Genomic DNA, 21990 nt, shown 5'->3' on the forward strand with positions numbered 1-21990 from the left:
GCGCAGGCCATCGCCAGCCAGCGCGTACGGCTGAGTGCGGTGCCGAGGCTGTGCGCGGCTTCATCGCCGAGGGCGATCAGGTTCAGCGGCTTGGCCAGGCACAGGCCCAGCGGGATCAGCACCAGGAACGGCAGCACCAGCGCCACATGGTGCCAGTTGCGGCTCCACAGGCTGCCGGTGAGCGCGAGCAGCGCAGTGTTGATATCCAGCGGGTGGGACAGGATCAGAAACTCGGTGACGCTGGACAAGCTCACCGCAATTGCCACACCCGACAGCGCAAAGCGCACCCCGGAAAAACTCACCCCGGTGTTGTACAACGCCAGCAGCAACGCGCCACCGGCACCGCCCAGGCAGGCCACCAGCGGTAGCCAGGCAATCGGCAGGTGCGGCCAGCCGATGATCGCCACGGTCAGCGCGAGCCCGGCGCCCTGGGTCACGCCAAGGATCTCCGGCGAGGCCAATGGATTGCGAATAACACCCTGCACAATCGCCCCGGCCAGGCCGAACGCGGCGCCTGCGAGGATCGCAATCAGGCTGCGCGGCAGGCGGTGGTTCCACACTTCGAAGTCGAGGGCGTCATGGGCCAGCAGGCGCTCGAACACGGTGGCGGGCGTGAGCCACAGGGTGCCGGCGCTGAGGCTGACCAAGGTGGCCGCCAGCAACAGACCGAGCAGCAGCCACAGGCGCAGTGATGGGCGAATCATAGGGCACGCCTGGCAAGAAACAGAAAGAACGGTGCGCCGATCAAGGCAGTGACCACCCCGGCCGGGGTTTCCACCGGGAACGCCACGGCGCGGCTGAGCAGGTCGGCACCCAGCACGATCACCGCACCCAGCGCCGCGCTCAGCGGGATCAGCCAGCGGTAATCGTTGCCGAGAAACTGGCGCAGGATATTCGGCGCAATCAGCCCGACAAAACCGATCGGCCCTACCGCGCAAACACTCGCGCCCACCAGCAACAGGCTGGCGAAAAACACCTGCAAACGCAGGCTGGCGATGCCCACGCCGAGTGAGCGCGCGGCGTCTTCGCCGAGGTTGATCAGGTTCAAGCGCGGCGCACACCACAGCGCCCACAGGCCGCCGATCAAGGTGCACGGCCAGAGCAATTGCAGCTGCGCCGTGCCGACGTTGGCCAGGGAGCCGGCCAGCCAGTTCAGCACGCTCTGCGCCTGGGCTTCGACCAGGATCACCGTGAGCCGGGTCAAGGCAGCGCACAAGGCAGCGACGGCAACGCCGGCCAATACCAGCCGACCCTGAGCAGTGGTCGGCGACCAGGCGCCGCCGAGGCTGAACACCGTGACCCAGGCCAGCGCGCCGCCCAGGCAGGTCATCAGCAAGGCACCGCCGGCAAACGGCGGTGCGACCAAACCGGTGGAAAACAACGCGAGCCCCAATGCCGCACCGGCCGTCACGCCAAACAACGAAGGCGATGCCAGGCGGTTGCGGGTGATGCCCTGCATCAATGCACCGGCCAGGCCCAGGCAGGCACCGACCAATGCCGCGCACAGCGCGCGAGGTACACGCAGTTGCGCGACGATATAGGCCATATTGCCGCCCACGCTGCCCTGGTGAACCAGGCCATTCCAGGCATCTGTCGCGGTGATGGTGAACGGTGACCAGCTGTACAGCGAGAGCCAGAACAAGCAGGCGCCCGCCAGCACAATGCCGGCTGCGGCCAAACTGCGCTGCACGGTTACTGGCTCAGTACGGCTTTGCCGCCCTTGAGAATCGCCAGGGCGTCTTCGGCGATCTGCTCGGACGCCAATACCCCGCGATTACGTGCCCAGCTGTCGCCGTCGACTTCCGCCACCTGGTGGTTGCGCACAGCGCCAAGCACTTGCCACAGCGGCTGCTTGCTCCAGCTGTCGACGATGCTCGGGCGGCGGTAATGGCCGACCAGCAGCCAACCCGGGTCGAGGGCGAGCAGTTGTTCGAGGCTGACGAATTCAGTGGGCGCGGCGTTGGCGCGAACCTCCGGGACTTTCAGGCCAATCGCTTGCAGCACGCTGCCGGCATAGGAGTCCGGGCCGTGCACCGAGAAGCTGTCTTCGCGGGCAACGCCGAACAACACGCTGGCGCCAGCGGGGATTTGCTGGGCAATCTTTTTCAGGTTTTCGCGGTTCTGGGCGATACGCGCCTGCATCTGCGGGCTTTTGCCCAGGGCCTTGCCGATCAGCTCGGCGGACTTGAGGCTGCCCTCGTAATCCTCACCGCGCGAGGGCAGCAACAGGGTTGGCGCAATGCTCGCCAGGTCGCTGTACAGCGCCTGATGGCGGTTGAGGTCGGCGACGATCAGGTCGGGTTTGAGCCGCGCGATTTCCTCGATGCTCGGCTGCGAGCGCAGGCCCACGGACTTCCACTGGCCGATGGTCTGACGCACGCGGGGCAGCACGCGGTTGGCGTCGCCATCATCGGCGGCGCCGACCGGCGTCACGTCTACGGCGGCCAGGCTGTCGAGAAAGGAGAACTCCAGCACCACTACGCGCTTGGGCGCATCCGGCAGGTGCACCGCGTGCTGGCCGTCATTCAGGTCGATGGGCGCAGCGCTTAACAGGCTGGAAGAAAACGCCAGGAGGCAGGCGGCAAGGGTCGGGATGGAGCGCAGCATTCGCATGACAAGTACCTCGGCGTTAAAACACCCCAGCCAGACAGGCTGGGGAAAACGGCGGGTACTATTCCATATCAGGACGGTGTGATCAAAAAACATTCTCATTTATGCCCCGCTCCGTGCGGCAGCGCCTGGCTGATGGTGGCGAGCGGGCTCGCCACAGAAGCCCTCAACCCATAACGGGCCACCGTATTAGAAGTCGACCGTGGCCGACAACAGGTAGGTGCGCGGCGTTGACAAGGTCAGCCCCGGCTCGCTGTCATCCGATGCGCCTGCCGAGCTCCAGTAGCGTTTATCCGCAACGTTTTCCACATTGGCGCGCAGGGTGATGTGCTTGTCATCCACTTTGAACGCATACCGCGCGCCCACGTCGATGCGGTTCCAGGCGTCGATTTCCTTGACGTTGGACTGGTCCAGGTACTGCGAGCTGGAGTAGATGCCGCGGCTGGTCAGGGTCAGGCCTTCCAGGGTCGGCACGTCCCATTCGGCGCCGAGGTTGACGTTGTACTTGGGCGTGGCCGGTGCGCGGTTGCCGTCGTAGGTGCCGTTGGTGGTTTTTTGCAGTTCGCTGTCGATGTACATCACGCCGCCGAGCAGGCGCACGCCCTTGAGCGGTTCGCCGAACATGCTCAGCTCCGCCCCGGTGTTCTGGCGTTTGCCGTTGGGGCCGAACACTTGGGTGATGGCATTGGTTTCGTAGGCAGGTTGCTTGATGCGGAACACCGCCGCGGTCACGGCGAAGGCACCCGCATCGTATTTGGCGCCCACTTCAACCTGGCGGCTGATAAACGGCGGGAAGATTTCATCGTCGTTGACCGAGGTCGACGGCGCGACCTTGCCCTGGCTCAGGCCTTCCATGTAGTTGGCATACAGCGACAGCTTGTCGGTGGCCTTGAACAGCAGGCCGCCGGACGGCGAGACTTTTTCTTCGTCGTAGGCGGTGACGCCTTTGACCCCATTGTTCCAGTCATCCACCTTGACCCGCTGCCAGCGCGCGCCAAGGGTCAACAACAGACGGTCCTCAAAGAAGCCCAGGGTGTCGGACAGCGCCACACCGCTGAACTTGTTCTCGGTGTAGACCTTGGGGTCCTGACGTGTTGCGGTCGAGGGCGTCGGCGTTTGCACCGGGTTATAGAGATTGCTGCGCCCCTGCGCGTAGCGTGCGCCGCCATTTTCAAAGTCCATGTAGAAGTAACTCGCAGCCAGGTTGAGCTCATGGCTGACCGACCCGGTATGGAACCAGTTGCGCACGCCGGCGGTGTAGGTGCGCACGTTTTCATCGCGGGTGAAATCCCGTGGCTGCACGAGGAAGTCCCCAGCCGCATTGGTCACGGAGACAGCGTGGCGCAGGAAGTCGTGGTTACTTTTGCGCGCGCCGACGCCGCCGTAGAGCATCACGTTATCGCTCAGGTCGTACTCGCCGCTGAATGTACCGAACGTGTCATTGGTACTGGCCTTGCTCCAGGACTGTGCGTAGTTGCGGCGCACATCGTTGGCGCTGGGCACCGGCGCGTTGGCCGCCACTTGCACGCGTTCCTGCGGGGCGTCGGTGTCGCGTTCGGTGCGGCCTATGTCAGTCGAAAGGCGCAGGCGTTCACCGCGAAAATCCAGGCCGAGCACGGCCATCTCACGGTCGACATTCTGGTGGTCCCATTCGGTATCGCCGGACTGCTTCACGCCGTTGAAGCGGATGCCGAACTTGTTGTCCTCGCCAAAGCGCCGGCCTATGTCCACCGCGCCACCGGCCTGGCTGTCGGAGGCCCAGTTGCCGGTAAACGAGTTGATGTCCTTGTCGGTGGCGCGCTTGGGCACGATGTTGATCCCGCCGCCCACGCTGCCACGCGGCGAAATGCCGTTGATCAACTGGGTGGGGCCTTTGAAGATGTCGACGCGGTCGGCCATTTCCATGTCGATGGTGTACGTCGGCAACACGCCATACAGGCCGTTGTAGGCCACATCACTGTTGAACAGGCTGAACCCGCGAATGGTGAACTGCTCGTAGCGCCCACCGGCCGGGTTGGTGGCGCGTACCGAGGGGTCGCTGGCGATCAGGTCGCCGAGGGTGCGCGCCTGCTGGTTTTTCACGGCTTCCTGGGTGTAAGTGGTGATGCTGAAGGGCGTTTCCATAAAATCCCGCGTACCCAGCAGGCCCTGGTTGCCGCGCCGCGCGACCTGGCCGCCGGCATAGGTGTCGCCGTCGTACAGGCCGGTGGTGCCGAGAATCGAGGTTGGCGCCAGTTCCAGGCTGCTGCCATCCGGCACCGGCACCAGCATGTAGGCCTGGTCGCCCATCGGTTGCAGTTGCAAACCCGAGCCCTGCAGCAAGCGCGCAAAGCCCTCTTCCACCCCGTACTCACCGGACAAACCGCTGCTGCTGCGCCCGCTGACCAGCGCCGGGTCGACAGACAGGTTGACCCCCGACAAACCGGCGAAACGCGTTAACGCCGCACTCAAGCTGCCGGCCGGAACCTGGTAACTGCGGCGGGTGGCGGCGTCGTCGGCATAGCTGACGGCAGTGAAGAATGGGCTGGCGCTGAGGCTCAGCATCAGGCTCAGCTTGAGTAACGGGCGCAAGCGCAAAGGTAGAACTGCGGACATGGGAGGAAGCTCTCGATTTTGTTCACTTACCTGGAATGACAGGCGACGTGAAAAAAGGGGACAGGCTTCGGCAACTATTTTTCAACCGATGGGAATGTCCAGCCCTACCTCGCGTTGGGGTTCTCGGCGAACGGTCGTCCGAGGAAGGCCCACTGTAGCGTTACGGGCTTGCACTGCCCAGCCTGAATACCCTACGGAAGGCGTGGGCGGGGCTGGTGCTGCTATTGGGGCGCTTTCAGGCTCACTGACCGGCCGAGTCAGCTGAATAGATGACGGTCTGCGCACTGTTGGCTGCGACGTTTTGCCGAGTGAAGTAGGTGTCGCCGTCGTCGGTCAGGATTTCGTAATCCACTTTACGGGGCTCGCTGGCGTGCTTGATGATTTTCAGCACGCGCTGGAATTTCACGCTTTGCGTGCCGTTCTGGTTGGGCCCGGTGAGCACATTCACACTCTGAAACCAGCCAGTCTGCCGCTTGTTGCCGAGCAATGCGCCGGTCATCGCTTCAAACCGTTCCAGCCGGGTGAACCCCCACAGTGTTTGCTCCTCGACCAGTGCGCCGGGCGTGGCCGCACCGGTGAACACAAACAGGTTGATCGCCGGGCTGTCTTCGCAAAAGAAATCATAGGGGACCAGGCCGTCGACCATTTTCCGGCCGGGAACCAAGCCCTTTTTATGCACTTGAAACATCGCCACCGCCGTTCAATAGGACCACAGAGGCATCGAGTCTAAAGAGGCGCAACGTACAGGGCCGTCAAGCCAATGTAATATCGTGTAAAGACAGTGCGCTGTGCAGGTTTACCTTCACGGTCAGCCCCCCCGCCGGTTCGTTACGGGCTTCAATCGTGCCGCCGTGCATCTGCACGGCCCTCGCAGCGATGGCCAGCCCCAGGCCAAAGCCGACACTGGTGTCGTTCACGCCACGCTCGAACGGCTGGAATATGCTTTGCAGACGGTCCTCTTCGACCCCCGGCCCGTGGTCGGTGATCCGCACGTTGAGGCGGGTCGCATCGGAATTGATCTGCGCCGCCACGAGCACGGCGCTGCCCGGCCGGGTGTAGCGCACTGCATTTCGGATGACGTTCTCGAAACAGCGGTACAGCAACTCGCCGCTGGCGCAGGCGATGAACGATGGACACGCCTGCAGCTCGACACGACACCCTTTGATCCCGGCTTCGAACTGTGCATTTTCGACAATCATCGCCAGCAACTCGACGATATCCACCGGCTCGCGCTCGATACTTTCGGGCCGGCCTTGCAGGCGTGCCAGGGTCAGCAGCGCTTCGATCAATGTGTCCATGCGCTCGGATTCGCGTTCGATGCGCTCAAGCACTTCCACTCGAGCGGGGTCCTGGCGCAACAGGCCGATGGCCGCCTGGATTCGCGTGAGCGGTGAGCGCAGCTCATGGGAGATGTCGTGCAGCAAGTGCTGCTGGGCTTCTACCAGCACCTTCAGTTGGTTGGCCATACGGTCGCAATCTTCGGCCAGGTCGACGATTTCATCGCGGCGCTTGCCCATGGCCGGCTTGACCCGGGTTTCGAAGCGCCCCTGGGCCGCGTCGCTCATCGCCCGGCGCAGGTAGGCCAGGGGCCAGGCCAGGTAGTAGGCCATGTAGCCGCTGAACAACGCGCTCATCAGCGTGCCGATGATCAGCGGGAGCTGCTGCCAGGGCTTGCCGAGGTCGGTGCCGGGGGGGTGGGTGGACCTGATCGAAAGCGCCAGGCCTTCCTTGCTGACCAGCGATTGCTCGTAGATTGGCATCTCGACCGGCGAGCCCACGAGCAATTTGCCGGTACTGTCATAGATGCCGATGGCCTCGTCCGGTGGATGCTCCCAAACCGCCAGGAATTGGCCCCCGGCTTCGATGCCATATCGCTGCAGCAGATTCGCTTCGGTCGCCAGCACGGCTTCGACGTGCGGGTCATTGGGCCGGAAACGGCCCCACTCCAACACGCCGACGCCTAACAGAAACGTCAGCGTGGTGGCCAACCAGAAGGCCAGGAACAGTTTCCAGAACAGCAGGCTGGGCCTGGTCATTCGGCAATCAACAGGTAGCCAAGGCCGCGCACGCTCTGGATCCAGGCCTTGGCGTCCGGACGCGGCCCGAGTTTTTGCCGGATGCTGCTGATGTGCACGTCGATCCGCCGGTCATAGCGGGTCAACGGGCAGCCCAGGGCGTTGAGCGACAGGTCCTTTTTGCTCACGACCTGGCCGGCACTGCGCGCGAGCTCTTCGAGCAGGCTGAACTCGGTGCTGGTCACGCCCAGCTCGACACCCTTCCACAAGGCCTGGCGTTTGCCCGGCCACAGCACCAGCAAGCCGGTTTTTATCACTTCGGTGGTCGGCTGGCCCACCGGCTGCACCCTGCGCATGATCGCGCGCAACCGTGCGACCAATTCGCCGGGTGAACTGGGCTTGGGCACGTAGTCGTCGGCGCCCAGCTCCAGGCCCGTGATGCGGTCTATGTTGTCGCCACGGGCGGTCAGCAGCACCACGGGCACCTGGCTGACGGCGCGGATACGCCTGAGCACCTCAATACCAGAGCGCTGGGGCAGCATGACATCCAGCACCACGATGCCATAACGCCCCGAAAGCGCCTGCATCTCACCCTCCTCCCCCGTATGCACAGCGGTGACTGCAAAGCCTTCGCGTGCAAGGTATTGGCTCAGCATCCCAGTCAGTTCCTGGTCGTCGTCGACTAACAGTACGGAGATCATCACAGGCTCGTCGGTGGTGGAGTGCGCATTATCGGTCTTGCCTCGCGGTTTCTAACCAACCTTTACCTAACTTGACATTCGGTTAACCGCATCAAACGCCACGCACTCTTATGCTGGATCTTCACCAGTCTGGCCGCGTGGCGAATTGTCCGAGCGCGCCGGCACTGCTTGTCGATGTGTTCTGGAAAAGATCTTGATGAATTTTTCGCGCCTGCTCTGCTCGGTTGCGTTGCTGCTCAACACCACACTGGCACTCGCCCAAGGCTTCAAAATCTCGGATATCCGAATCAACGGTTTGCAACGTGTCTCTGCGGGCAGCGTGTTCGGTGTCTTGCCACTCAACGTCGGCGACCAGGCCGACGACCGGAGCCTGGTGGACTCTACCCGCGCACTGTTCAAGACGGGCTTCTTCCAGGATATCCAGTTGAGCCGCGAAGGCGATGTGCTGATTATCAATGTAGTCGAACGCCCTTCGGTTGCCAGTATCGAACTCGAGGGCAACAAGGCGATTTCATCCGATGACCTGCTGAAGGGTTTGAAGCAATCAGGGCTTGCAGAGGGCGAGATTTTCCAGCGCGCCACCCTCGAAGGTGTACGCAACGAGCTGCAGCGCCAGTACGTCGCCCAGGGACGTTACTCGGCATCGGTCGACGCGCAGGTAGTGGCCCAACCGCGCAATCGCGTGGAGGTGAAGATTACGGTCAATGAAGGCGAAGTGGCATCGATCCAGCACATCAACGTAGTAGGCAATAACGTCTTCCCCGACGAGGCGTTGACCGAACAATTCACCCTCAAGACCAGCAACTGGCTGTCGTTTTTCAAGAACGATGACAAATACGCACGCGAAAAGCTGTCCGGTGACCTTGAACGTCTGCGCTCCTACTATCTGGATCGTGGCTATATCAACATGGATATCACCTCGACCCAGGTCTCCATGACCCCGGACAAGAAACACATCTACATCACCGTGAACATCTATGAAGGCCCGAAATACACGGTGCGCGAGGTGAAACTGAGTGGCGAGCTCAAAGTCCCGGAGGATCAGGTCCAGTCACTGCTACTGGTACAAAAAGGCCAGGTGTTCTCGCGCAAGCTGATGACCTCCACCTCAGAGCTGATTACCCGCCGCCTGGGAAACGAGGGCTATACGTTTGCCAACGTCAGCGGCGTGCCGAAAGTCAACGAACAAGACCACACGGTGGACGTCATTTTCTCCGTAGACCCCGGCAAGAGAGCCTACGTCAATCGCATCAACTTTCGCGGCAACACCAAGACTGACGATCAGGTGCTGCGTCGGGAAATGCGCCAGATGGAGGGTGGGTGGGCGTCGACCTACCTGATCGACCAATCCAAGGTGCGCCTGGAGCGCCTGGGGTACTTCAAGGAAGTGAACGTCGAGACGCCAGCGGTCGCCGGCGTCGATGATCAGCTGGATGTGAACTACGCCGTACAGGAACAAGCGTCAGGCTCAATTACCGCCAGCGTCGGTTTTGCACAGAATTCGGGCCTGATTCTGAGCGGTTCGGTCAGCCAGAACAACTTCCTCGGCACTGGCAACTCTGCCAGCCTGGGGCTGACGCGCTCGACCTACCAAAGCAGATACAACATCGGCTTCACCGATCCCTACTTCACCTCCGACGGCGTGAGCCTCGGGTACAACGCGTTCTACAGCAAAACCGACTACAACACCTATTACAACGACGGGGTCTCGTACTACGCGATCAACAGCTTTGGCCTGGGCGCCAACCTCGGCTACCCGATCAATGAAACCTCTCGACTGAGCTTTGGCCTGTCTGCGCAACGTGACAGCATTGAACCGGGCACCTATAGCGCGGACGAGATCTACGATTTTGTGGAGCGCGAAGGCAAGGAATTCACCAACTTCAAGGCCAGCGTCGGCTGGTCGGAATCGACATTGAACAGAGGGATATTGGCAACCCGAGGGCATTCTCAAAACCTCAACCTGACGGTGACAGTGCCGGGCAGCGACCTCAGCTTCTATAAAGTCGATTACACGGGGCAGACTTACCTGCCCGTCACCAGCGAAACGACCCTGCGCTTGCATACCAAGCTCGGCTACGGCAACGGCTATGGTTCAACGGACGGGTTGCCTTTCTATGAAACCTACAGCGCCGGTGGCGAGGGCACTGTGCGTGGCTTCCAGAGCGGCACCCTCGGCCCGCGCAACACCCCTGCCACCGGTACTTATGCGCGTGCCGGGCAGGCCTATTACTCCGATCGCGACACCGATGCGCTGGGCGGCAACATCCTGATCACGGGTGGCGTGGAGTACCTGTTCCCGGTGCCTTTTGTCAAAGAAAACAAATCCGTGCGTACTTCGCTGTTCTGGGATGTGGGTACGGTGTATTCGGACACCTGCTACCTCAGCACGACCCAGGGTTGTGGCAATGTAGACCTGAGCAAGATGGCCAGTTCAGTGGGGGTGGGCGTGACCTGGTACAGCCCGCTGGGGCCGCTGAGCGTCAACCTGGCCTACCCGATTCGCACGCCTGAAAATGCGGAAACCCAAATATTTCAGTTCTCGATCGGGCAAACATTTTGATTGCCTAGCTAAGTATCATTTTTTTTACAAAGAAACTCTGAGGCAGAATTCAGGTCCGGTGATGTAGGAAAACTACATTCACTGCACGGTTGAGTTCATGAAACCACTGTCTCGAGTCCCTGTAGAGCCTGCATCAGAGTCAGAACCAGAGGGTTCTGACCCTTCCCATCGCCTGGCGACGCACGATTTTGAAACGTGCCGAAATATCGAACCAGGCGCCGTTTTTATTATTGCTTCCGGGGCGTCTGCCAAGTCGTTCCCCATCGAAAAATATGCGCACGTGCCAATGATCACGATGAATGGCGCTATTTCGAAGTTTATAAACACCAGCGTCAAACCGTACTTTTACGTGTGTACGGACAGAAGCTTTTCCAAACAGCAGCCGGAGCTCTTCAAGTACGCGATGGCCCTCAGCCAAAAAGTCGCGCTATGGGAAGACCACGCGCAAGCATCCCATGCTCACCCAAACGGGCCGCTCTACCCTTTGTCCAAGGCTGAAAAACCATCATGGCTGGATGTGGCGCTGGGAAGGCATAGCGCGCTGGTCGCTGATCATTCCCTATCCGCCCTCCGCAAGCGGCCCGTAGGGTTCAGCAAGGACATGAGCGAAGGTTTTTTCGATGCGCGAACAGTGGCCTACCTGGCACTGCAGCTGGCCTTTCACATCGGATTTTCAAAAGTCTTCCTGGTTGGCGTTGATCTGGACCAGAACTCGGGGCGATTTTATGAAACGAATGACTCCATAAACTCCCCCTGCGGACTCGATGAACACTTTCACAGCCGCATACTTCCCTCATTCGAATTGATGTCGAAAAAGGTCATGGGGGATGACTTCATGGTCTACAACTTATCTGACACTTCGAGGATTCCACCGAGCGTGGTGCCGCGCGTGACGCTTGGGGAAGTGGAGGCGATGCTCGGGTAGTTTGACGCAGCTTTTTAAAAGCCGTGAACGAAAAAGGGGACCCGTCACTATAAGTGAGAGGTCCCCTTTCAGAATATGGTCGGGACGGAGTGATTTGAACACTCGACCCCTAGCCCCCCATCTCCTTTTTCATACTTCTTGAAAGACTTCAAAATTTCACCCTGGTTTTTTCTAAGCTTGTATTTACTTGAGCTCCAGCGATGTTCTGCTCTACGAGAGTCCAGCAACGTCCATCAAGAGCTGACGTTTTTGTGATAGCCTTGATCAAGTACGAGGCCTGCGGCCTCTCGTTTGAATTCAGCGAAAAAGGAACGAAGTTGCTTGGTCATCAGACACCTCTATCTGGCGAGCATTCTCGCCTAGATGGGTGTCCGGAATCATTAGACCACTACACACAAACCCAAGCCGGGGCTGCTTAGGTTATTTAGTCATTCTAAATAACGAAAGTGCACATCATGCAAGATATATTCGGAGGTAAAAAGACAATCGCCACATCGTTATTCGCTTCAATAAGCGTAAAAAACCATGGAGCGAAAATCTCATCGTTATCTATTACAGAGCATCTGCGTCATTGTTTCTCGTAAAAATCTATGGGTTATATTTCCCGAGACAGGCGCGAAAAAGAACCTCTAGAACAGACAAATTACCTTTGACACTGCTGATTTTTGTAGGAACCTCCCCCTTGGGGTAGCGCCTGGTCGTCGCTAGTTCAACACACCTATAGCCTAATTTTGGTGCTCGATACGAAAGATAAGCCAACAATTCGTAAGTCATAAAAACCTCCCGAAAAGGAGCCACTTCAGGGTCTACCAGCATGTCCCGACTATAAGCTCTAAAGCCCTGAGTAGTGTCTGTCCATTTAAAACCCGAAGACAGGCTCAGTAATGGTGCGTGAATGAAGCGTATTGCAAAGTCACGCAACTTAGGGGTGTTTTCGGCAACACCTCCCGGAACAAATCGAGAGCCTTGTACAAAGCTAGCGCCCTCTTCGAGCATTTTGATAAACCCTGGAATAGCGCCCGGGTCATCCTTGTCATTACCATCGATAGTGACAATACCCTGATAGTCTTGATCCAGTGCAAAGGCATAGGCACAACGTAATTGAGCGCTGAGCTTTCCTGGCGCAGTCTTGAGCAATAAACCACTTACACCCAGTGCCTTCAGAGCCTCCAGATCCAAAGAGCCATCGGTACTGCCCCCATCAACGATAATGATGTCTGCAACACTGTCGATTTTGAGAGCGGCCATTCGGTTGAGCAAATTAGCTATTCGCTTCCCCTCATTAATTACCGGGATCACCACGCACCAAGGCCGTTTCCGCCCAAGCCAAAGAAGCGTCTCAAATGCAGGAACTTGCCATGTCTTACGAAAGTCAGTTTCAGAAGCTGGTGGAATCACGATATTTACCATTAAGCGATGCGTGCAGTGATGAGTCCGACACCGATGATCACAAATATAATCCCGGCAGCGGTCGTCCAATAAAATGGCTCACGAAAAAAAACCACTGAAGAAATGGCGACTGTCGCTACCGCTCCTGCGGTAAGTATAGGGTGCGCCACATTCAACGGCAGACGAGCCAAGGCCGCTGCGTATAGCAGAAAGGCTGCGCCATACAAACTTAAGCCTAACCAAAACGGCCAATTCGTCAGCGATCCCAAGGGATCTGCGAGAGAGGGAAACTTGCGCGGCGGGATCATTGCAAATTTGATCAGCACGCTGGCTGACGCATTGGAAATAATGCCCAGAAAAAGAATTATCCACTTTGCACTCATACCCTCCCCCTTTGCCCTTCGGGGCGGTAGTACTGGATAGCGACACCCAGAGCTCGTGCGACAGACAAAGCATGAGACTCGTGCGCAGTCGCTACCATCTCAACAGTAACAACATGATTGGGAAGGTACTGCCTGATTGCCTGAGCCATTTTTTTGTGATCTGTTGCTCCGTCACCAACCGGCAACAGATTTGGCTCACTGATATGGACATGCCCTATCAGGCCCGACATGGATTGAAGCACCTCGAAGACATCTTCTCCATTCATGGTTAATGCGCCAGTATCCAACTGCATACCTATAGACGGGTGCGCTACCTCCCTGACCACCTCCACGGTTTGCACACTGGTAGTCATGAAGTTGGCACCATACGATGCAGGGTTAGGCTCAAGGCAGATATTTACTCCAAACGATTGGGCTATATCTCCTAGCCTTCTGAAAAACGGAATGGCAACGTCTAGCGCTTCTTGGTCGCTCAATCCACTCCGATCACGATTTTTAGGAGACCCAAATACGATCCTGGTAGCCCCAAGCCCTGCTCCGACACGACACACTTCTGCCAAGTGATTTAATAAAGAAGTCTGGCTTTGGGTTCCAGCAAAAACGTTCAGACCCGTGGTGCCAAATAACAGTGCTTGAAGCCCAGTTATTTCAATTCCACGTTCAGCCCACCAATTTTTCACTTTGCTGATATCTTGTATTTTTGCATCGGCCGGAACTGGAAAGTATTTCCCCGGTGCTATATCAATTACATCAACCCCAACGCCTTGAAGCAAATCGGCTATCTCTTCATCTTCCGCAGTGTCCCAGGCAATGTTTGAAATAGACAGCCTCATACACGACCCCCTGTACCCGTTTTAGCAAGAACAGGTTCAGATTGAGCGTAAGACCTGACCGCTTGAATAGTTTCTCGTGCAGAATATTGGTAACGGCCAACACCGCCAAAGAGAACGGCATGTTTGGTCTGCATATCGTAAGTCGCCACGGGCCGACTGAGTTCATTTGAAAACTCGACACCGAACCCCGCCCTTGAAACCGTCCCCACACTTAGCGGTTGCGCAGTAAGATGCACTAATTCAAGGCCAGCATTCAGAGCAGTCTGGATATCGCCCCATAAATTAACCATTGGATAAAACTGAAAAACCCCTCGATGATCGATCTCATCAAGATTGTTTTTATTAAAAAAATCAAAGATGACATTCTTACGCAATCCAGGCCCGACCAGCCCCGGAAGGCGCACGATTAAAAATGAAGAAAACGTTTCCTCGACAAATAGTTCAAGCAGCCTCCGATGCCGTCCATAGGCATGCAGGCCATCTAACTCAACAAGGGTTTCCTCATCAACACCTCCAGCCTGGCGAAAAACATCGACAGTGCTAATAAGAATGAACTTTTTGCATCGAACTTTTTTCAAATGCTCTATCAGGTCATTAATGTTTTTTAGGTCATCTTCAGGCTCTTTATTTGCAAGCCACTTTTGCGCGGAGGCGCCCGCACACACCACAAGGTCAAAATCCTCAATCTCAATATCGCCGATATTGGTTGAGCGGTACAACGATGTAAACGCTGTTTGCCGAAGAAGAGTTGAGCCTACAAATCCAGAAAATCCAATAAGCGCTGACTTCATAATCACCTCTCCTCCACACGAAATATTTTATAAAGCCGCTTGTTTTAGCTGGCTATTGGCACGACGATAAACACAATATTCATTTATAGCGACAAACCCGGAAATTGTACAAACAAAACATAGCCAATAAACGTATCTGAGATCGGCAGCCGGCGTGACCGGGAAATAACTCAAGGCGTAGAACAGGCCCGATGCAGGAAGCAACCATAACGAACGTTCTTTCGAGGATGCATGCCTAGCAAAAAACACGATCAAGCCAATAGACAGCAACATCCACACATAAGGTTTAAACGCCCCTGGAAGAACCTTGGAAAAGGCATGCACATACTTCCTGAACATTTTTTCGATTTTGGTTTCTTCGCGAATGCCAGATTCAAATACATAAGGGGGCTCAACAACTCGAAACTGACTGATATCATAATTCGAGCTAAAGGGAGAGCGGGTCAATTGCAAAAACGCTTGCGACCGATAATATAAATACCCTAAGAAGTTTTCGCTCAGAGCATTACGCCAAGAAAAACTTAGCGCTTTGAAGTTATGCTGTGTAATATCAGCCCAACGATCTGTATCTAGACAAAATGCTGCACCAACTTTATTTTCTTTAATATGAGGGCAAGATACAATAGAGGAACGCTCCTGCTCCGTCAAAAAATCCAAGTTTACATCTTTACCTTGTAGCTTGAGCCCAATCAAATCGTCGAACATCACGTAGCTGATAGGATTCGTTTTCTTAGGATCAAGAAATGAATTAAGCACCATATTTGCCAACACACATAACATAAGACTGCCGATCATCACGGCCGTCGCGGTCTTTATAGAGATTTTTTTACAAATACAGATCACAAAAAACAAAAACAAAAAGGGAACTGCTGCCAAAGAATTAGAGCGTATCAAAGCTCCGTAGAAAAATAACAAAAGGACAGCCGCGACGGCGCACCTGGGAAATTTATCTTTAGACCGATAATAAAGACAAATGGCGACCCCCGCCCCCCAAGAATAAGCCATCCCAATGTCTTTCCATATGACAAACTCGAAGTTTAGAACCCAAGGCAATATAGGTATCAATAAAAACAATACCCCACAGGGCCATTTCTCCCTCGTGCTCAAGCAGTACAATAAAATTGCAGTCGTCCACAGCATGGAGATATGAAATACCAACATCATACTTGGGCCGTCCTTTATAAATATAAAGAGGCTCCATATAAACGCCATGGCAGGAGGATGCCAATCGCCATAATCACCGGTACGGGCCTGCCTTAACTGCTCCAAGCTGTCCCAAGTCATAGAGCCAGGATAAAAGCAAAGAAAAGAAGCAACCCATAAAAAAATAGCCAAACATCCAATAATGCTAGAGTATTTTAATTTCATCTTCCAACCTTTCGATAACATCATAAACATTATCTATCTTCCCCCCCATAATAGAGTAGCACCCGGCGAGGTCAGGGTGGGGTTCAAAAAGGATAGGTCTTCCGTCGTCTACTTCATTTCTCACAAGAACAGTTTTAACCTCAAAAAGCGAGTCTTTAAACCGAACGTTCGACGCAAGAGGGATATAGCGTGCCACATCGCGAATCATGCGTTCAAAACGTGTGTTTTTTTCATGCGCACGTAATTTTTCGTAAGGGTCTAAACCTTGCCTATCACTCCAACTAGTATGAGGTGTATAACGCACGTGAGAGAGAGTATGTAAGCCACGAGCAGGAAAGGGCATCATTGAAAAAAACGGACCGTCCATTACTGTAATACCCACGCCCTCAAGGGGATCAGGAACTTGAACCAGCGCCATCTCGGTAATTTCTTGCTTGAGCTCGGACTGAATGCCTGTAAAACCACCTTTGAGCTGATTAATACCGCTGTAGGTACAGTTGAACACAAAGTGAGAACTTATTTTTTGAGCTTCGAGGTGATTGGACTGCACCACAACACTTAAAGAGGTTGATCTTTCTCTCGATACTTCAGTGACACAAGCCCCAAACATCAATTTAACACCGCTTCTCTTCAACTCCCTCTCTGCCCAGCGCGCAAGCTTGGTGGTATCAAACGCACACTCCTCGACTTGAAATACATCCTCAATCAAATGTGACTCAAACATCTTTTTCAATGAACTGTCAGCGGGCCTGATTGATGCGCCAATGTTATGACAGAAACGCTCAAACTGCTTAGCCGTAACTTTTGAATTACGCCGAGCAATAGCATAAAGCTTGGTAAAGTCAGTGTTAATGACGTCAGGCCAGTCACGTAGAAATTTGGGGAAATTAACACGACTTCTATAAGCAGTTGTAAAGCTTCGAGGGTAGTGATAGCCATTATGCACTCGGGCCTGATTATTATAGGAGGCTCGCAGCATCAGTCCCGTTTCGCGCTCAACTAACAAAATTCGCTTGAAGTCACCACGGCTTGCCAAATAGATAGCGATTACGGCCCCATAAAAACCACCGCCAATTATGACAGCGTCAAAATCAGTTTGATCGAGATTTACACCAATCATCAGGGAGCTGACCGCTTTTGCGGGTCGTGCATCACTTCTTCAATATTAAGTTTATCAAGACGTGTCATTCGCCCACTCGTAAACTCTTGTGCAACGTGATAAAGCGGCCCCTCATTCGATAGGCTGGCCATATTTATTATGTATTCACCCAGCACCAACAGAACCAAAGATATCAGAAAAAACATACCGGACTGCTGCAGAGAAAAACTGACCCAGCCAGGCGCAACATCAGTCTTCAAAATACCGACAGCCAAAACATAAACGCTATATACCAAATTAGCGATAGCGCCAAACATAGAAAGGTAGGTAACCAACCTCATGGGCGCCCGGGTAGTTGACACCAACAGCCGCATTCCACGATCAACACTCTCACCGAGACGTTTTGTATGAGAGGCCTTTGGTGCAGAACTGTAATTCAGATAAGCGCGGGCAAATCCCCCCGTTGCTGGAAGATGACGATACGTGATAGCGGGTTGAGGGTGCTGAAGAATAAAATTGATGACTCGCTTACTCAGTATCCGATAATGCGGCGCTTCTTTGGCCAAATCTACGCCATTTAACTTTTTATAAAGACTATGAAATACAAAGTTCGCCCCGCGGTAAGCAAAGCTTTGCTCGGTTTTTTGTTCATTTCGAGCAAACACCACGTCTGCGCCGCCAACAGATCTCTTGAGCATCTCAAGAACAAAGCCAATATCATCAGTCAAAGGATCTATGACTGCGACAAAATCACCCAAAGCATTTTCCAACCCAACCCAAGAAGCAGTATCCGCGTCTACTTCTTTAGTCAACGCATACACTTGAAGATTTGCTAGACCACTTTCCCCCGCCAGCGATTTCAACACTGAGACACTGTCATCATCGGAGGCATTGTCTACGACAATTAGCTCGTAATCGCTGACAGCTTTGCCAATGGTCGTTGTCGCCTCTATTAGAAATTTCTCAAGATCGTTTGCCTGATTACGAAATACAAAGACCATAGAAAAAAAACAAGGAAAAAATTCCATCATGTACTCTCGTGTCGACGACCGCCCGAATGAAAAAGGAATTACCTACCAGAGCGCGTGAATAGCGTCACACTTTAACACCTGACCAACCCTCATGACACGAAGCACCCCATCGGACCACAAAGCCCAACCACCTCAGCACCTTCGTTCCGGACTCTGCACCCTGCACCGCACCACTCAGAGCCCCTATTGACTCATTGAAGCGCTGCCGGCTGCTTCGATTTTCACCATCGCCTCAGCCATTACAGAGCCCATATATCCCTGCCATCCTGAATTAACAATCGTCACAGCACGTAACGCCTCCAAGATGCCCAAGGTATAGGTAAAATCAGCGAAGAAAATGAGTCATCAAGACATAAACCATCAGCAAAGATTGCCCTTGTTGAAAAAGCCAAATAGGGAGTTGGCCAACTGCAGCAAAAAAGCTCCTGCTACAGAAAAAACAAAGCCGCTCGAAAGCGGCTAAGTCATTGAATAATATGGTCGGGACGGAGTGATTCGAACACTCGACCCCTAGCACCCCATGCTAGTGCGCTACCGGACTGCGCTACGCCCCGACTAGGCGTGTTACTGGGTTTGCTTCGCAACGAAGCGATCAGGAATATACCGCAAGCTTTTGAAATGTGGAAGTATTTTAAAAGCCTGAATCACTTCTTCAAAACCACCAACACGTCTTCGAGCTCGGAGATCATCTGGCGGATCATTTGCTTGTATTGGGTAGTGTCGTCTTTGGCTTCATCACCGGACATGCGCTGGCGCGCGCCGCTGATGGTGAACCCCTGATCATAGAGCAACGCGCGGATCTGTCGGATCATCAGCACATCCTGGCGCTGATAATACCGACGGTTCCCGGTGCGTTTGACGGGGTTGAGTTGAGGAAACTCCTGCTCCCAATAGCGCAGCACGTGCGGCTTGACCGCACACAGCTCGCTGACTTCACCAATGGTGAAGTAGCGCTTGCCTGGGATGACGGGTAGCTCGTCGTTATGACTTGGTTCCAGCATAAGCCTCAACTCGGGCCTTCAACTTCTGCCCTGGACGAAAGGTGACCACACGGCGAGCCGTGATCGGGATTTCTTCTCCCGTTTTTGGATTGCGGCCAGGCCGCTGGCGTTTGTCCCGCAGGTCAAAATTGCCGAAACCGGACAATTTGACCTGCTCATTGTCTTCCAGAGCGTGCCTGATTTCTTCAAAAAACAGCTCGACCAATTCCTTGGCCTCGCGCTTGTTCAGACCCAACTCTTCGTACAGACGTTCCGCCATCTCAGCTTTCGTCAAAGCCCCCATACGTCACTTCCTTAACGTGGCGTTCAACCTTTGTTCGAGCGAGGTGAGGATATTTTGTGTCGTGGTATTCACCTCATCGTCATTAAGAGTGCGCGATGGATGCTGCCAGGTCAAGCCAACTGCAAGGCTTTTTCTATGCGGATCAATGCCTTTACCCTGATAAACGTCAAATAGCCTGAGGTCTGTCAGCCATTCCCCTGCATTTTCACGGATTACATCCAGAACAGCAGTGGCGGGCACTTCACGATCAGCGATCAACGCCAGGTCACGACGCACTTCAGGGAAGCGCGACAACTCGCTGAATTTAGGCATTTTGCCCGAAGCCACTTCAGCCAGGACCAGTTCGAATACAAAGACCGGACGGTCCAGGCCCAAGGTTTTCGACAGCTCCGGGTGAATAGCGCCGACAAAACCTACCAAGCGCCCTTCGCGCTCGATGCGTGCAGTCTGGCCTGGGTGCAACGCTGGGTGGCTACCTGGCAAGAAGGTGAATGCATCCAGTGCACCGGCAAAGCCCAGGACCGCTTCCACGTCAGCTTTAACGTCGAAGAAATCCACGGCATCGCGGCCCTGCGCCCACCCTTCCGGCAAACGGCTACCGCACACCACGCCAGCCAGCATCGGCTCTTGCTTCAAGCCATCCATCTGACCGACAAAACGCAGACCGCTTTCGAACATGCGCACGCGATCTTGCTGGCGGTTCAGGTTGTGGGAAAGGGCTTTCACCAGACCTGGCCACAGCGACGAACGCATCGCCGCCATGTCATTGGAAATCGGGTTGGCCAGCAACAGCGGCTCGACGCCCGGATTGAACAGTTCGAATTGCTTCGGATCGATGAAGCTGTACGTCACCGCTTCCTGATAGCCACGGCCAACCAGCAGACGGCGCAGCTCAGGCAGGTGCGCACGCGCCTCAGCCTTGGGTTGCGGTGCCAGGCGCGCTTGCGGGTAACGAACTGGCAGGCGGTTGTAACCGTACAGGCGGGCCAGCTCCTCGATCAGGTCGACTTCCAGGCTGATATCGAAGCGATGGCTTGGCACTTCAACGCGCCATTGCCCTTCCCCACTGGTAGTAATCCCCAGACCGAGGGCCGACAGCAATTGCTCGATTTCAGCCGGTTCAATGACCAGACCAAGCATCTGTTCGACGCTTTTGGCGCGCAGCGTAATCGGCGCAATGGACGGCAAGTGCTGCTCGTTGACGGTTTCGGTGATCGGGCCGGCTTCACCACCGGTGATGTCCAGCAGCAGGCCAGTGGCACGTTCCATGGCTTCACGGGCAAGCTTCCAATCCACACCGCGCTCGTAGCGGTGTGAGGCATCGGTGTGCAGGCCGTAGGAACGGGCCTTGCCGGCGATGGCGATCTGGTCGAAGAACGCACTTTCGAGGAACACGTCACGCGTGGTCGCAGACACGCCGCTGTACTCGCCACCCATTACGCCAGCAATCGCCAGGGCGCGGGAATGGTCGGCGATCACCAGAGTGTCGGCGCGCAGGCTGACTTCCTGGCCATCGAGCAGCACCAGCTTCTCACCTTCTTCGGCCATGCGTACGCGGATGCCGCCGTTGATTTCGGCGAGGTCAAACGCGTGCAGCGGTTGGCCAAGCTCAAGCATCACGTAGTTGGTGATGTCGACGGCAGCATCGATGCTGCGTACGTCGGCGCGACGCAGACGCTCGACCATCCACAGCGGAGTTGGTTTGGACAGGTCGACGTTACGGATCACACGACCCAGGTAACGCGGGCAGGCATTGGGCGCCAACACTTCGATCGGCCGCACTTCATCATGCACCGCAGCCACAGGGGCAACCACTGGACGGGTGACAGGGGCGTTGTACAAGGCGCCCACTTCACGAGCCAAACCCGCCAGGGACAGGCAGTCGCCACGGTTCGGGGTCAGGTCGACCTCGATGCTGGCGTCTTCGAGTTCCAGGTAGACGCGAATGTCCTGGCCCACCGGCGCGTCGGCCGGCAGCTCCATGAGGCCATCGTTGCCCTCGCCTACCTGCAGCTCAGCCTGGGAGCACAGCATGCCGTTGGACTCAACGCCACGCAGCTTGGCCTTCTTGATCTTGAAGTCGCCCGGCAGTTCGGCGCCGATCATGGCGAATGGAATCTTCAGGCCCGGACGCACGTTTGGCGCTCCGCACACGACCTGGAAAGTTTCCGCGCCGTTGCTGACCTGGCACACACGCAATTTGTCGGCATCGGGATGCTGCTCGGTGCTCAGCACCTCGCCCACCACCACGCCGCTGAAAACACCGGCGGCCGGCGTGACGCTATCGACCTCAAGGCCGGCCATCGACAGACGAGCAACCAGCTCGTCGCGATCTACCTGCGGGCTTACCCAGCCACGCAGCCATTGTTCACTGAATTTCATCCTGCTCTCCTAAAGATTCGT

19 protein-coding genes and 1 tRNA gene are annotated in these 21990 nt (G+C 55.8%); 2 read left to right on the top strand and 18 right to left on the bottom strand.

The annotated features are described in order from the left end of the window. From WBR57_RS18225 to WBR57_RS18255, 7 genes are all read right to left on the bottom strand, one after another. The coding region (locus WBR57_RS18225; RefSeq protein ID WP_424085293.1) for an iron chelate uptake ABC transporter family permease subunit at positions 1 to 704 on the bottom strand (704 nt) is incomplete at its 3' end. After that, positions 701 to 1690, bottom strand: a complete 990-nt coding sequence (fecC, locus tag WBR57_RS18230; protein ID WP_424085295.1) for an iron-dicitrate ABC transporter permease FecC — start codon at positions 1688 to 1690, stop codon at positions 701 to 703. The genes WBR57_RS18225 and fecC, both read right to left, overlap by 4 nt. Before the next feature lie 2 nt (positions 1691 to 1692). Further along, positions 1693 to 2607, bottom strand: a complete 915-nt coding sequence (locus WBR57_RS18235) for a Fe(3+) dicitrate ABC transporter substrate-binding protein FecB (protein ID WP_424085377.1) — start codon at positions 2605 to 2607, stop codon at positions 1693 to 1695. Positions 2608 to 2799: 192 nt separating this feature from the next. Then, entirely contained in the window at positions 2800 to 5205 is a 2406-nt protein-coding gene (locus WBR57_RS18240) for a TonB-dependent siderophore receptor (protein ID WP_424085297.1), read from the bottom strand. 241 nt (positions 5206 to 5446) lie between these two features. Next, positions 5447 to 5893, bottom strand: a complete 447-nt coding sequence (locus tag WBR57_RS18245; RefSeq protein WP_424085299.1) for a hypothetical protein — start codon at positions 5891 to 5893, stop codon at positions 5447 to 5449. Positions 5894 to 5957: 64 nt separating this feature from the next. Next, positions 5958 to 7241, bottom strand: coding sequence for a HAMP domain-containing sensor histidine kinase (locus WBR57_RS18250; RefSeq protein ID WP_424085301.1), 1284 nt, complete (start codon positions 7239 to 7241; stop codon positions 5958 to 5960). Continuing rightward, positions 7238 to 7921 (bottom strand): response regulator transcription factor, encoded by a 684-nt coding sequence (locus WBR57_RS18255; protein WP_122539572.1) that lies wholly within the window; start codon positions 7919 to 7921, stop codon positions 7238 to 7240. The genes WBR57_RS18250 and WBR57_RS18255 overlap by 4 nt, the downstream gene beginning before the upstream one ends. A 196-nt stretch (positions 7922 to 8117) precedes the next feature. Between WBR57_RS18255 and bamA the strand changes: the two genes are divergently transcribed. Together bamA and WBR57_RS18265 are read left to right on the top strand one after the other, a co-directional pair. Continuing rightward, complete coding sequence (gene bamA / locus WBR57_RS18260) at positions 8118 to 10484, top strand: outer membrane protein assembly factor BamA (RefSeq protein WP_424085304.1); 2367 nt, start codon at positions 8118 to 8120, stop codon at positions 10482 to 10484. A gap of 97 nt (positions 10485 to 10581) precedes the next feature. After that, entirely contained in the window at positions 10582 to 11409 is an 828-nt protein-coding gene (locus tag WBR57_RS18265) for a lipopolysaccharide biosynthesis protein (protein WP_424085306.1), read from the top strand. A 588-nt stretch (positions 11410 to 11997) separates the two neighbouring features. Here the strand turns inward: WBR57_RS18265 and WBR57_RS18270 are convergent. From WBR57_RS18270 to pheT, 11 genes are all read right to left on the bottom strand, one after another. Then, positions 11998 to 12807, bottom strand: a complete 810-nt coding sequence (locus WBR57_RS18270) for a glycosyltransferase family 2 protein (protein WP_424085308.1) — start codon at positions 12805 to 12807, stop codon at positions 11998 to 12000. An 11-nt stretch (positions 12808 to 12818) separates the two neighbouring features. Next, entirely contained in the window at positions 12819 to 13181 is a 363-nt protein-coding gene (locus tag WBR57_RS18275; protein ID WP_424085310.1) for a multidrug transporter, read from the bottom strand. Further along, complete coding sequence (locus tag WBR57_RS18280) at positions 13178 to 14014, bottom strand: sugar phosphate isomerase/epimerase family protein (RefSeq protein ID WP_424085312.1); 837 nt, start codon at positions 14012 to 14014, stop codon at positions 13178 to 13180. The genes WBR57_RS18275 and WBR57_RS18280 overlap by 4 nt, the downstream gene beginning before the upstream one ends. Beyond that, the gene (locus WBR57_RS18285) at positions 14011 to 14805 is read right to left on the bottom strand and encodes an NAD-dependent epimerase/dehydratase family protein (protein WP_424085314.1); all 795 of its coding nucleotides are present in this window, start codon (positions 14803 to 14805) and stop codon (positions 14011 to 14013) included. The genes WBR57_RS18280 and WBR57_RS18285 overlap by 4 nt, the downstream gene beginning before the upstream one ends. Before the next feature lie 27 nt (positions 14806 to 14832). Then, complete coding sequence (locus tag WBR57_RS18290; protein WP_424085315.1) at positions 14833 to 16173, bottom strand: hypothetical protein; 1341 nt, start codon at positions 16171 to 16173, stop codon at positions 14833 to 14835. Further along, on the bottom strand, positions 16154 to 17293 hold the full coding sequence (locus WBR57_RS18295; RefSeq protein ID WP_424085317.1) for an NAD(P)/FAD-dependent oxidoreductase: 1140 nt from the start codon (positions 17291 to 17293) through the stop codon (positions 16154 to 16156). Before WBR57_RS18295 ends, WBR57_RS18290 begins: the two co-directional genes overlap by 20 nt. Continuing rightward, the gene (locus WBR57_RS18300) at positions 17293 to 18300 is read right to left on the bottom strand and encodes a glycosyltransferase (protein ID WP_424085378.1); all 1008 of its coding nucleotides are present in this window, start codon (positions 18298 to 18300) and stop codon (positions 17293 to 17295) included. The genes WBR57_RS18295 and WBR57_RS18300 overlap by 1 nt, the downstream gene beginning before the upstream one ends. Before the next feature lie 480 nt (positions 18301 to 18780). Next, positions 18781 to 18857: transfer RNA gene (locus WBR57_RS18305), tRNA-Pro, on the bottom strand. Positions 18858 to 18947: 90 nt separating this feature from the next. After that, complete coding sequence (locus WBR57_RS18310; protein ID WP_003219935.1) at positions 18948 to 19304, bottom strand: MerR family transcriptional regulator; 357 nt, start codon at positions 19302 to 19304, stop codon at positions 18948 to 18950. Then, positions 19285 to 19587 (bottom strand): integration host factor subunit alpha, encoded by a 303-nt coding sequence (gene ihfA / locus WBR57_RS18315; RefSeq protein ID WP_002553164.1) that lies wholly within the window; start codon positions 19585 to 19587, stop codon positions 19285 to 19287. The genes WBR57_RS18310 and ihfA overlap by 20 nt, the downstream gene beginning before the upstream one ends. 3 nt (positions 19588 to 19590) lie before the next feature. After that, positions 19591 to 21969: a phenylalanine--tRNA ligase subunit beta gene (gene pheT, locus WBR57_RS18320; protein ID WP_424085319.1), complete on the bottom strand. Its 2379-nt coding sequence runs from the start codon at positions 21967 to 21969 to the stop codon at positions 19591 to 19593. Positions 21970 to 21990: the final 21 nt, after the last annotated feature.

The sequence above is a fragment of the Pseudomonas sp. genome (assembly GCF_049590575.1).
In the GTDB taxonomy this organism is placed as follows: Bacteria; Pseudomonadota; Gammaproteobacteria; order Pseudomonadales; family Pseudomonadaceae; genus Aquipseudomonas.